Raw genomic sequence first — 13,181 nt, forward strand, 5'->3', positions numbered from 1 at the left:
TCATGGCCCCGCTCGCCTCGCAGCCCGACCTCGACGTGATGAAGCAGGTCAACCGGCAGTTCGTCACCGGTGTCACGGTCGTGACCGCGATGGACGGAGAGACCCCCCGAGGGCTGGCCGTCAACGCGTTCTCGAGCATCTCGCTCGAGCCCGCCTGTGTGATGGTGTGCGTCCAGCGCACCTCGTCCACCCACGACTGTCTGTTCCGGGCGAACCACCTCGCGATCAACATCCTTTCCACGGACCAACTCGACGTCGTAGGTACGTTCGCGAGCAAGGCCGGTGACAAATTCGCGCACGTGGAATGGGAGAGCGGCCCGTTCGGCAGCCCGCTGATCGCCCGGAGCAGTGCGCAGATGGAGGTCGAGATCCGCGAGCGGCTGCAGGCCAGTACGCACACCGTGTTCATCTGCCGCGTGGTGCACGCCGCGGTCGCCGAGCGCCCTCCGATGGTCTACAGCGCGGGTAAGTTCTTCGACGGCGGCGCGCTCGCTCCGCTGGGATGACCGGCCGGCGGATCGGGAGACGGAGGAGGGTTCGGTGAATCGCGCACAGAGCGAACCGGAGACGGGGTCCCCCCGGCCGAAGGCTGGGGGAGGGTCGATGCAGGCCAGGGTGATCGCCGACATGCGCCGGCGGATCATCAAGGGAGACATCGAGCCCGGGGCTCCGCTGTCGGAGTTCGCCCTCGCGGAGGAGTTCGGCGTCAGCCGCACACCGGTACGCGAAGCCCTCAAGCAACTCCAGACCGAAGGGCTGGTCGAGATCCGGCCCCGCGTCGGGACGTTCGTCACCACCCCCTCCCGCCGTGAGATCACGGAACTCTTCGAGATGAAGGAACTCCTCGAGGGCGCGGCCGCCCGCCTTCTCGCCCGGCGCGGCCGCGTCGCGGAGATCGACCTGCTCGAGCGGAACCTGCGCGAGGCCGATGAAGCGGTGGCGCGGGACGACCGGGAGCGGTACGCGGAACTGGTCCAGGAGTTCCACGACTTGCTCATCGCGGGTGCCGACAACAGCAAGTTGGAGGCCCACTACCGGATGCTGATGAATCAGCTGGCCTACTCCCGGCTGGTGAACACGTCGTTGAGCCGGCCGGGCCGTGCCCTGCAATCGGATCGTGAGCACCACCTCGTCCTGGAGCTGATCATGGACAAGGACGGCGACAGCGCCGAGCACGTGATGCGTGAGCACGTCAGGGCCAGCCGGCGTGCGCTGCTTGCGGGGCTGCCCATCGGCGGTGCGCACGAGGGGTTCGGCGCGGCAGGTTCCTGATGCCGGGCCCATCGGCTCTGGTGTCAACCAGGTTGCACGGTGGCGCCCAGCCGATCCCGCCCGGTGCCTACCCGGGTTCGCCGACGAAGTCCCCGGGTGCCGGACGGCTCTCGGCGGCCACTTGTCCCGGTCCCGTCACCCGGGCCCGCAGTCGGACGGTGGCGCCCGGTCCCAGCCGGCCAGGTGGTGGTGCGGGCGGGGCATGCGGCCGGGTGCGGCGCCGCCCCTCCCGTCGGTCCGTTCACTGCCGGCCGGGGCCGAGTGAGCGATCTCCTCAGATAGGCCTCGACCGTCTCCCATCGATACCGCCGTACTGTCCGCTCCAGGTCGGCCAGGCGTTGCCGCAGGTCGTCGAGGTTCCGGGCCAGTCCGGGCGGTGCGAGTCCGCTTCCCGGGCGGGGGCGCCGAGCGGGACCCCCGGGGGCCTGGGCCCCAGGCGCCGCACTCACCGAGACGGACGCCGTGATGAGCATCGTGCTTGTTGTCCGCTTGGACGATGGCCGGGGCCGAAGAGTTCTTCCCAGTCGGCGGGGGGAACCGGATCGGACATCGTCGCCTCCTGCGGTGCAGGGCACGCATCAGTACGGCGTACTACTCGTACGACTCCAGCGTACGGCGGACGTGCCCCCTTCCGACAGGCACGAGAACCGCGCGTACGCAGGACCCGGGCCAAGCTCCCGCCACCGCGCCGGAACCGAGCGCCTAAACCGAAGGTCGTTCGCGCTCCGTAACTTCTTCAACTGTCCGGAGTTGAACGGCATTCGCCTACACCCCGGGATGCGAGCGCGCAACCGAAGGCGGACGATGGAGAAGCAGGGGCAAACCAGCGCGGGACCCTTCACGGTTCCCCGGGCGCGGTTTCCCTTCGTTCTCGAACGGCCCTTGCCACCCGGGACGTTCACTCGGTCACGTGCCGATTCCGGACCGGTTCACTTCGTGGAGGCAGCGAAATGCCCGTGCTCTTCTTCGACATAGGAGCGACCCTGGCAGACGCCCGGGAGGAAGCGGACGGTTCGCTGACGTTGCTGCCACGACCTCGTGTTCGCGCCGTGCTCGACACGTTCCCCGACGTCCCCCAGGGCATCATCTCCAACCCGGGCTCGAGTGAAGGCGCCGCGGAGCGGGCCGCGTCAGCCCTGCGGGGAGCGTTCCCCGGCCGGTTCACGGACGGCGCGCTCATCCACTGGGGCCCCAAGAACAGCCGGGAGATCTTCGACGAGGCGGTCGCCGGTACGGCGGGCGAGGGGGTCCCCGCCTCCGCACCCGGCGAGTGCGTCTTCGTGGGCGAGGACCACCAGGAGCGCGCGTTCGCCGAGCAGGCGGGGCTGCGTACCGCGGCACACCCCGTGTTCACCGGCGCCGCCCTGGAGAACCGGCCCGTACTCTGGGCCCGCATCGAGCTGCCCGAGGACCGGGGGCTGCCCGCGCTGGAGACGGTCGCGAACCAGACCGAGGTCGTTCCCGTGCACATCGCCTCTCCGCGGCTCGTGCTGGCCATGGCCAGCATGCGCGGTGCCGCCGCACTCGAGCAGGCCGGATTCGCGGTCGACCTCCGGGGGCCGGTGGAGAACACGGCGGCCTTCCTGATCCGCGACGACCGCCCCCTCACCACCGGCCAGGACTTCGCGGGCGCCCCGGACAGGGCGACGACACGCGCCACGTCCGCTTTCGGCGTCGTCGCCGGCGAACTCGCCGGCCTCGAGGCACCTCCCCTGCTCCCGCTGGGCGCCGCGCCGGGCGGTGTCTACGTCGCCGCACCCGTCGGCGCTCCGATCGAGGACGTCCACCTGCCGGGCGCGAAGCCCGGCCATACCGAGCGGCTGCTCGCGGACCCGGCACTCCTCTCCCGTCCCGGTGAGGCACGAGCGGCACAAGGACGCGCCGGGGGCCTCACGGAAGGTCGGGCGGAGCCGGGCCCACCCGCGCCGGCAGCCGGTGACGGCCGTCTCTCCCCAGAAACGGTCGCCGCGGTACGGGCGGCCGTGACCCCCGAGGTACTGCGTGGTCATGTCGCGCGCATCTCCGGTGCCGAACCGCTCAGAGACGGCGAGGCGCTCCTGGTCCGCAGCCGTGACGCGTCCGCCGAAGACAACCCCCGAGTCGTCGAGGCACTCGCGGACCGCTTCCAGAGCCTCGGCCTGACTGTACGACTGCACCGATTCCGGTGGCGCGGACGCCCGTTGTTCAACGTGGAGGCCGAGCACCGCGCAGCCGGGGCGGACTCCACGGTGCTCATCACCGCCCACTTGGACTCCACTGCCTCCAGCGGCGAATTCCTCGACGAGAGCGGCGACCCACGCCCCTACGACCCCGCCGTGGACCCCGCACCGGGCGCCGACGACGACGGCAGCGGAACCGCCGCCGTCATGGCCGCGGCCGAGTGCCTGCACGATGTGCTCACCGAGGGCAGGACACCGACCCGGAACGTACGCTTCGTGCTCTTCAACGCCGAGGAACAGGGCCTGGTCGGCAGCAAGTTCTATGCGCGGGCCGCCGCCGCGGCGGACGACCGTATCGCCGGTGTCTTCCAGATGGACATGATCGCGGGTCGCCAGGAGGGCAGCACACCCACCGTCGAGATCCACGCCGGTTCCTCGGTGCCGGGTCCGGTCGTCGCAGCCTCCGACACGCTGGGCGCTCTCGTCGCGGACACCGTCCCCGCCATCGACCCCACGGTGACCGTCCAACAGCTCACGGGCCCCTCCGATCCGGCGATCGGACGGAGCGACCATGCCAGCTTCCATGAGCGGGGGTGGGCCGCCATCGCCGTCTCCGAGGACATTTTCGCTCCGGACGGCGGGCCCGGTACAGGGACCAGGCAGTACCACACCCCGGGAGACACGCTCATCGACCAGGATCTCAGCCCCGAGTTCGCGGCCACGGTCGCCCGCTCCGTCACGGCGACCGCCCTCACCCTCGCGGGCCTGTAACCCACAAGACAGCAGCAGCGGGGCTTCGCCCGCCCGGTGACAGGAGCAACCGTCATGACACAGCTGATCGACAAACGGGATCTGGAGTACGACCGGCTCGCCCGGGTCCAGGGCGCCGAGGCGTTCCTCGCCGAGACCGATCGCGTGGCGGAGTCGGTGCACCACACCCTCATCGCCGACGACAGCAAGGTCAACCGCTTCACCGGGCACCTGACCGAGCTGCGGGTGGAGGGCGCACCCCCCGGTCTTGCCGAACGGGCGGGCGCCGAGGCCGCCGACGGCGACTACATCGCCCGCGCCAAGGAGTACCTCTCCTCGGTATCGGGGGCGATCGGCTTCGCCGCCGGAGAGCCCGCCGAATTCGAGGCCGATCCGAAGGTGACGTCCACGAGCGGCGGCATACGCGTGGTCAGCCTCCAGCAGACACTCAACGGCATCGACGTATGGGGCATGGCTCCCAAGGTGTGGCTCAGCGAGGACGGCACGGTCGACAGGGTCGTCGGGGACACGGCGAGCGTGCCCGGCAGCGTGCCCACGATGCCGGTGGTGCCTGTCGAGGCAGCTCTCGCCGCCGGCGCCGCGAAGGCCGCCGCACCCGTCACGGTCGAAAGTCCCTTCGGTGACGACGCCCTCCCGGCCCTGGACATCTCAGCCGGCTTCCGCCGGCTCAGCTCCCAGGCACGCAACGACCAGCCGATGACCTTCGACCAAGGCGCCTTCGACGAGGCGATCCCCGCCCGGCTCGTGTACTTCTACATGGGCGACGCCGTCCGGCTCGCCTGGTCGTTCAGGTTCTCCCGCGCGAGGGGGGCCGTGCAGTACCACGCGCTCGTGGAAGCCGACGAGATGACGTCGGACAGGACGGCACCCCAGGTCCTGTATCTCCAGGACCTGTCGAACCATGTCGTCGGAGGCGTGGTGGTCCGTCAGAACCCGGCCGAGACCGGATTCGCGCTGGCCTCCTTCCCGCTGCCCCTGAGCGACTACCCGGTCAAGCCGCCGCCGTCGCCGGCGCCCGGACTCTTCGGACCCTGGGTCACGCAGCACAACGGGCATGTGGCGACCGTCGGGAACAACGTCGAGGCCGTCGACGGCGTCACCGGCAAGAGCTTCGAGGTCGACCTCGATGCGGCGGGCAACGCGCTGTTCGCCCCGGGCCCCGACACTCCTGAGCAGCTGGTCACCAACATCTTCTACGGCTGCAACTACATGCGTGACTTCTTCGTCATGCTCGGCTTCACGGAGGAGCACGGCAACTTCCAGACCGTCAATTTCTCAGGCCTCGGCCATGGCACCGACCCGGTCCGCGCCTTCACGCATCCCGTGGCGATCCCGGGCACCGCCACCATGCTCACGCGCGCCGACGGTCTGGCGGCGGAGATGAACATGGGGCTGGTCGAAGGGACCGGCAGGCACACGGCCCTGGCCATGGACGTCATCGTCCACGAGGCCACGCACGGTACGACCAACCGGCTCGTCGGCGGGCTGCACGACGCCAACGGTCTGCGCGAACCGCAGTCCCGGGCGATGGGCGAGGGATGGTCCGACTACTTCGCGCTCACCATCTTCAACTTCTCCCGCGAGCACGAGCACACCGTGGTCGGCGACTGGGTCATCGACGACCCGGGCGGCATCCGCCAGCGACCCTACGACGACCGGTACCCCGGTGGCTTCGGGGACATCGGGCAGGCCACGGGAGGACTCGACTATACGAGGATCCACAACGTCGGCGAGATCTGGTGCGCGGCGCTCATGGAGATGACCCGCCGGATCAGCGCGGAACTCGGCGGCAGAGAGCGCGGCTACCGGGTCGCCTGGCAAGCCGTCGTCGACGGGCTGAAGCTCACCCCGAAGAACCCGTCGTTCCTCACCGCCCGTGGCGCGATCCTGCGGGCCCTGAAGGACCTCAAGGGCAAGGCGTTCACCGATGCCGAGTACCCCGGGGTGCGCAATGCGGCCTGGGGATCCTTCGCCCGGTACGGCATGGGCTTCGACGCCTTCTGCCCCAACACGTCCTTCATCGGCTGCCGGGCCGGTACCAAGCTGCCTCCGGCCGGACACGAGGACTGAGGCGGTCCAGCCGGTCCAGCTGTCCAAGGCAGGCCTTGTCACAGGAACACCCGGCGCTATCCGCCGTGCGTGGCCTTCTCCCGCCCCACCACGCTGCCCGTCACCGCCAGCACGGAGAGCACCACCAGCGCGGCGGCAGGGCCCAGCACGGTCCAGGGGGCCAGTTCCGCGTACGGCTGGTTCTCCGACAGGAGGCGGCCCCACTCGGGGGTGGGCGGCTGTTCGCCGAGGCCGAGGAAACCGAGCGAGGCGAGGACCAGGACGGTGGTGGGCAGCCGGAGCAGGGCGTTGCGCAGCAGGGCCGGGACCACCGCGGGGAGCAGGTGGCGGCGCAGCAGGTGCAGCCGCCCCGCCCCGAGCGCGACGGACGCGGCGATATGGCCGCTCGCCCGTTCCTGTTCGAGCAGAGCGGCGGTCTGGGCGGCGTAGGGACTCCAGCCCACCGCGCAGACCGCGCAGGCCGCTCCCCACACCGACGGTCCGGTCACGCCCGCGATCAGCAGTCCCGCGAGGACGGCGGGCAGCGTCGACACGACCTCCGTCGGACCCGCGCTCGCCCGTGGTGCCATGCCCAGCAGGAGTCCGGCGAGGGCGCTGAGCACGGTCACGGCGAGGGCGACCCCCGCCGTGCGCACGGCCCCGTGACCCAGCCGGGCCAGCAGATCCCGGCCCAGAGCGTCGGTGCCCAGAGGGTGTTCGAGAGAGGGGGACAGCAGCCGCGCCGTCGTGTCGACCCCCAGAGGGTCGCGCAGCAGGCCCGCCGTGACCAGGGCCAGCAGGGCCAGCGCACAGGCCGCGGTGATCCAGTGCAGGGAGCGCGGCGCGACGAGCGGGGGACGGTGCAGCGCCGGCAGGGCGCCGTCGCGCAGGGGACGGCCGAGGAGCGCGTGGCGCAGGGCCCGGATCAGGACGCCGGCGCTCACGCCGAGCAGGACCAGGGCCAGGGTCGCGGTCTGCAGCACCGGGAGGTCCTGCGCGACGGCGGCCTCCAGGGCGAGCCGGCCGAGCCCGGGGATGTTGAAGATCTTCTCCACGGCGACCGCACCGCCGACCAGGGCCACGACGGTCGGCAGCAGTTGCGGCAGCATGCCGGGCAGGGTGCGGCGCAGCGCGTCGCGGGCGATGCGGCCCGGCGGGAGACCCACGGCGTACGCCGTGCGCGCCCACGGTTCGTGGAACGCGGCGGGCAGCGCCTGGTCGAGCAGTCCGCCCAGCATCGCGCCCGACGGGATACCGAGGGCGAGCGAGGGCAGCACCATCGACTGCGGCCCCTCCCAGCCGCTGGACGGGAACCACCCCCACCACACCCCGCACACCGTGGCCAGCACCGAGGCGAGCAGGAACTTCGGCAGCGCGGCGAGGACCGCGGCCGTCGTACCCGCGCGGTCCTGCCGCAGCCTGCGCCGGGAGCCCAGGAACACCGTCCGGGCGCACACCAGCGCGGCCACCACGGCGGTGACCACGAACGCGCCCAGCATCAGCGTCAGGGACACCGAAAGGGCGGTCCCCACCTGCGGCATGACGGCTTCCCCGGACACCCACGAGACGCCCGCGTCCCCGCGCGGCAGGCCGCCCAGCCAGCGCGCGAGATGCGCGAGCGGACCCTCGTCCAGACCCAACTGCTCCCGTACGACGGCCAGTTCGGCAGGTGTTGGGTTCTGGTCGGCGGAGCGGGCGCGCAGCACCGTACGGGCCGGGTCCGGGCCGGTCAGCCACGGCAGCAGGGCCACGGCCCCGAGCAGCGCGACCGCGGCGAGCACACGGCCGGCCGCCGCCGGCCAGAGGGACGGGCGGGCGGCCGGGGCGTGGGCGACGCTCATACGGGCTACTTGACGCGCGTGTCGACGTCGACGAGAGAGCGCTCGCGCGGGTCGAGGATCACGCCCTCGACATCGGACGCGATGCCCTGCACGGCCTGCTCGTGGACCAGCGGCAGCACGGCGTCGGTGCGCAGGATCTCCGCCTCCGCCTTCATGATCTTCTCCTGGCGGCGCTCCGTGTCGCGCTCGGCGGCAGCGGCCCGGATGGCCTTGTCCACCGCGGCGTCCTTGAGGCCGGGGATGTTGTAGACGCCCTCGCTGGTGAAGTCGCTGGCGAGGTAGTCGACCGCGTCACCGGTGTCGAGGAGCGTCACCCGGGAGAAGACGAGGGCGTCGTACTTGCCCGCGAGGAGGTCGGCCTCCATCTGCGTGTACTCGCGCACGTCCTGCTTCACCGTGAACCCGGCCTTCTCCAGCTGCTGCTGGAGCACGGTCGCGGCCTCGGGAAGCTCGGCCCGGTTGGTGTAGGTGGCCAGCCGCAGGGTCCTGTCCTTGGCCTCGGACTTCACCTGGGCGGTGGTCGCGGCCTCGGCGCGCCCGGACACCTTCACCCGCTTGTCGTCGGCCCACGGGACGGCGGGCCCGAACAGGCCCTCGGCGGGGTCGGCGTAGCCGCCGAAGACGGAGTCGACCAGCGCGGATCCGTCCACGGCCTCGCGGGCGGCGGCGCGCAGCGGGGCGTCGGCGAACAGGCCGCTGCCGGTGTTGAGGATCAGGCTGTCGGTGCGCACCGAGGGCACCTCGTGCCGGGTGTCCTTGTCGAGCAGCTTCGCCTGTGCGGTGGGGATCCACTCGGCGATGTCGGCCTCGCCGCCGCGCAGGGCGTTGGCGCGGGCCGTGCCGTCCGCGATCCAGCTGACGTCGATGCCCGGCGCCTTCGCCTTGCCGCCCCAGTAGCCGTCGAAGCGGGTGAGCGTCGCCTTCGCCTTGCCGCTCAGCCGGGTGATCTCGAACGGGCCGGTGCCGGTGCCGACCGGGCTGACGGCGCCGTCCTTCGCGTACGCCTTCGCCGACAGGATCGCCAGGGCGGGGCTGGCCAGCCGCAGCGGCAGCACCGGGTCGGGCGACTTGGTGGTGAGGGTGACGGTGTCGGCGTCCTCGGCCTTCGCGGTGAGCGCCACATCGCTCAGGACGCGGGGCTTGGGCTTGGCACTGCCCGCGTGGTCGAGCGCGTCCACGACGGACCGGGCGGTGAGCTCGGTGCCGTCCTGGAACGTGGCCTTGCGCAGTTCGAAGGTCCAGGTGGTGTCGCCGTCCTGCTTCCAGGACTTCGCCAGTGCGGGCTTGGCCGTGCCGTTCTTGTCGAGGGCGGTGAGGCCCTCGGCGACGGACAGCTTGCTCAGCACGGTGGCGTCATTGCTGTACGGGGACAGCGCCTGCACCGGCGGAACGGCCAGCGCGACCCGCAGCCGACCACCCGATCCGGCTCCGGCGCCCTCGCCGCTGTCGCTCGGTGCGAAGCAGCCGGCCAGCAGAGGGGGAAGAGCGAGTGCCGCTATGAGGCCGCGGGAGGTGGTGCGCATGTCGAGTCCTGTCGTGCGGGAGGCCGGGCATGCCGCTGCGGCCCGGTGCGGGCTTGATCGGCGGCGACAGCCTATAAGGGGAGCCTTACCAAACCTTTAACCGGGTGGGTGAAATCTCAACGACTGGACAGTCCCGTAGGTGTTCTCGCGGTGTCGACCTGCTGTTCGAGCTGTGTCATCGTGGGCGCCGGGCGGAGGTGAGTCCATGACCGGCGCGGACCCGGGGCTGTTCACTCCTGATTCGGTGACCTGGCAGCTGCACGGCGACCCGATGATGTGGATCGCCGGCATCCGGGCGCTCTACCTCCAGGCCCTGCACCCGCGCGCCGTACGCGGAGTCATGCAGAACTCTGACTTCCGCCGGGACGCCTGGGGCCGGCTGATGCGCACCGCGCACTTCGTCGGCACCACGACGTACGGCACCACCGAGGCCGCCGAGCGGGCGGGCGCCCGCGTCCGGAAGATCCACCGCATGCTGACGGCGACCGACCCGGACACCGGTGAGCGCTACGGCGTCGACGAACCCGACCTGCTCCTGTGGGTCCACTGCGCCGAGATCGACTCCTATCTGCACGTGCTGCGCGGATCCGGGTTCCGGCTCACCGACGGCGAGGCCGACCGCTACATCGCCGAACACCGCCAGAGCGCACGCCTGGTGGGACTCGAGCCGGGCACCGTACCGGCCGACCGGGCCGAGCTGGCCGCCTACTTCGAGAAGGTGCGCCCGGAGCTGGCCGCCGGGCCCGAGGCACGCGAAGTGGACGACTTCCTCCTCCACCCGCCGACGCACCCGCTCCTGGTACCGGTGCGTGAGGTGCTGTGGCGGCGCGTGGCACAACTGGCGTACGCCTCTCTGCCGCCGTACGCCCACGAGCTGTACGGCAGACCGGCCCCCGCACCCGCCACCGCCGCCCGGCAACTGCGCCTCACCGGTCTCATGTTGCGCCGGATTCCCGCACGTCTGCGGTGGCAACTCCCGCCCAAACACATCCTGCGCGCCATGGCGAGGCTCGGCCCGGACGCGCGCCCGGCACCGTACAAACTCGGACGATAGGCCGCCATACTGAGTGAGCCAGTGGGAGGAGCGAGCGAACAGCTACCGGGGGGAGCGTCGCGCGACATGGGGGAGACCAGGCTCATCCACGGCCGATACCGGCTGCTCGATCTGATCGGGCGCGGCGGCATGGGCGAGGTGTGGCGGGCACGGGACGAGTCCCTTGGCCGGCACGTCGCCGTCAAGTGCCTCAAACCGCTGGGCCCCAACCACGACCACGCCTTTACCCGCGTGCTGCGGGAGCGGTTCCGGCGCGAGGCCCGGGTGGCCGCCGCGCTCCAGCACCGGGGCATCACTGTCGTACACGACTTCGGCGAGTCCGACGGCGTCCTCTACCTCGTCATGGAGCTGCTGGACGGCCGCAATCTCAGCCAGCTTCTCGAGGACAACAAGCAGCACCCGCTGCCGGTCGCCGACGTCGTGGAGATCGCCGAGCAGGTCGCCGCCGCGCTGGCGTACTGCCACGAACAGAACATCGTCCACCGCGACCTGAAACCCGCCAACATCGTGCGGCTCGCCGACGGCACCGTGAAGATCTGCGACTTCGGCATAGCCCGCCTCGGCCACGACATCGGGTTCACCTCCCGGCTGACCGGCACCGGTATCGCCATGGGGACCCCGCACTACATGTCCCCGGAGCAGATCAGCGGCACCGAGGTCGACCAGCGCAGCGACCTGTACTCCTTCGGGTGCGTGCTCTACGAGATCGCCACCGGCGTACCGCCGTTCGACCTGGACGACCCGTGGGCGATCCTCGTCGGCCACCGCGACACCCCGCCCCGGCCGCTGCGCGAACACCGCCGCGAACTGCCCGAGTACCTGGAACGCGTCGTCCTGGACCTGCTCGCCAAGGAACCCGCGCACAGACCCGACGACGCCCGCGAGCTGGCCCGCCGGATCAGCATGCACCGGGCCGCGCCCGCGTATGTGGCGACCGTGCCGGCGGCCCGTCCCGCGCCCGGCGCGCTGGCGGGAGCGGGTCGAATGCCGTCCTGGACCCAGGGCATGACCACCGGTCACAAGGCGGCCGGTGCCGGACTGAGCACCACACAACCGGACCCGGCCGCCGGGCTCTCCGGCGAATGGATCGCCCGGCCCGCCGCCGGCCCCGTCGAGGAACCCGTCCCCGAGGAACGGCCCACCCCGTCCCCGGACGTCCTGACCGCCCTGGCCGGCCGCCACAACGCGGGGCTGAGCCTCGGCCGGCTCGGCCGCTGGGCGGAGGCGGGGGAGGTGCACCGGGCGGTAGCCGCCGAACGCGAGCACCTCCTCGGCCCCGACCACCCCGACACCCTCGCCAGCCGCTACGAGGTCGCCTTCACCCTCAGCCGCACCGGCCGCGCCCAGGCCGCCCTGCGCGAGTACAAGCACGTCGCCGAGGCCAGGATCCGCAGCCACGGCGCCGACCATCCCGACACGCTCGCCGCCCGCCAGGAGATGGCCTACGTGCTCGGCCAGTTGGGCCGTCCCTTCGACGCCCACCGGGTGTACACCTCGGTGCTCACCGCCCGGGAGCGCACCATGGGGCCCGACCACCCGGACACCCTGCGCTGCCGGCACAACCTCGCCTTCAACCTCAGCCGCCTGGGCCGACTCGAGGACTCCTACCGCATGGCCCGCGAGGTGGCCGTCGCGCGCGCCCGGGTGCTCGGCCAGGACCACCCCGACACCCTCGTCACCCGCTACGAAGTCGCCTACGCCCTCGGCCAGTTGGGTCGCTGGGCCGAGGCGCTGGAGACCTACCGTGAGGTCGCCGGGGCCCGCGCCGGGGCCCTCGGCGCCGATCACCCCGACACGCTCGCCGCCCGGCACGAGATCGGCATCAGCCTGGGCCGCCTCGGCCGCAGCGCGGAGGCCCTGGACCTCTATCGCGAGCTGGCCGAGGACCGCACCCGTGTCCAGGGCCCCACCCATCCCGAGACGCTGCGTGCCCGCCACGGCCGCTGCGTCAACCTCGGTCGGCTGGGCCGTTGGGAGGAGGCCCTCGCCGAGTCCCGGGACGTCGCCGCCGTCCGCGAGCGGGTCCTCGGCCCGGACCATCCGGACACCCTGGTCAGCCTCCGCGAGGTGGCCGTCGGGCTGGGCTGGCTGGCCCGCTGGGCCGACGCGCTCACCGAGTACCGGCGCGTGGCCGCCGCCCGCGAACGCGTCCTCGGCGCGGACCACCCCGACACTCTCGCCAGCCGCAACGACGAGGCGCACTGCCTGCAGCAGCTGGGACGTGGCCCCGAAGCCGTGGCGCTCTACCGCCAGGTGGCGGCCCTGCGGGAGCAGCGGGCGTCGGCCGGGCGGTGACACGCTGCGGGACCAGGCCGGGCAGCCGGGTAAGACAGCCGGCGGCCGAAGGCCGTGAGCCGACCTGTGGTCGGCGCCGGCACACGGCGGCAGCCGGCGCCGCCTGGACACCGGCTGCCGCCGGGCGGGCCAGCGGGATACCTCGACGCCTGCACCGCGGTGCCCGCCGCCCGCGTCGACCCGGCGGCCGCAGAGGCCGGCCGCTCGACGCAGACGG

Annotated in this window: 8 protein-coding genes; 6 read left to right on the plus strand and 2 right to left on the minus strand. The window is 72.1% G+C overall.

The annotated features are described in order from the left end of the window. Positions 1 to 2: 2 nt before the first annotated feature. The 4 genes from ACFT32_RS12825 to ACFT32_RS12840 all read left to right on the plus strand — a co-directional run bounded on the left by ACFT32_RS12825 (position 3) and on the right by ACFT32_RS12840 (position 6,272). Positions 3 to 506 (plus strand): flavin reductase family protein, encoded by a 504-nt coding sequence (locus ACFT32_RS12825; protein WP_382488451.1) that lies wholly within the window; start codon positions 3 to 5, stop codon positions 504 to 506. 97 nt (positions 507 to 603) lie between these two features. Then, positions 604 to 1,272, plus strand: coding sequence for a GntR family transcriptional regulator (locus ACFT32_RS12830; protein ID WP_382488452.1), 669 nt, complete (start codon positions 604 to 606; stop codon positions 1,270 to 1,272). Between the two features lie 950 nt (positions 1,273 to 2,222). Then, entirely contained in the window at positions 2,223 to 4,202 is a 1,980-nt protein-coding gene (locus tag ACFT32_RS12835) for a M20/M25/M40 family metallo-hydrolase (protein ID WP_382488453.1), read from the plus strand. Between the two features lie 54 nt (positions 4,203 to 4,256). After that, positions 4,257 to 6,272, plus strand: a complete 2,016-nt coding sequence (locus ACFT32_RS12840) for a M36 family metallopeptidase (RefSeq protein ID WP_382488454.1) — start codon at positions 4,257 to 4,259, stop codon at positions 6,270 to 6,272. Positions 6,273 to 6,328: 56 nt separating this feature from the next. Here ACFT32_RS12840 and ACFT32_RS12845 read toward each other — a convergent pair whose 3' ends face one another. Next, positions 6,329 to 8,092, minus strand: coding sequence for an ABC transporter permease subunit (locus ACFT32_RS12845; RefSeq protein WP_382488455.1), 1,764 nt, complete (start codon positions 8,090 to 8,092; stop codon positions 6,329 to 6,331). Positions 8,093 to 8,097: 5 nt separating this feature from the next. After that, entirely contained in the window at positions 8,098 to 9,615 is a 1,518-nt protein-coding gene (locus ACFT32_RS12850; protein ID WP_382488456.1) for an ABC transporter substrate-binding protein, read from the minus strand. Between the two features lie 205 nt (positions 9,616 to 9,820). On the opposite strand from ACFT32_RS12850, the gene ACFT32_RS12855 reads away from it, so the two are divergent. Next, positions 9,821 to 10,669, plus strand: coding sequence for an oxygenase MpaB family protein (locus tag ACFT32_RS12855; protein WP_382488457.1), 849 nt, complete (start codon positions 9,821 to 9,823; stop codon positions 10,667 to 10,669). A gap of 66 nt (positions 10,670 to 10,735) precedes the next feature. Beyond that, the gene (locus ACFT32_RS12860; RefSeq protein ID WP_382488458.1) at positions 10,736 to 12,964 is read left to right on the plus strand and encodes a tetratricopeptide repeat protein; all 2,229 of its coding nucleotides are present in this window, start codon (positions 10,736 to 10,738) and stop codon (positions 12,962 to 12,964) included. Positions 12,965 to 13,181: the final 217 nt, after the last annotated feature.

Origin of the sequence: Streptomyces sp. NPDC057002 (assembly GCF_042673825.1) — a bacterium.
GTDB lineage: Bacteria > Actinomycetota > Actinomycetes > Streptomycetales > Streptomycetaceae > Streptomyces.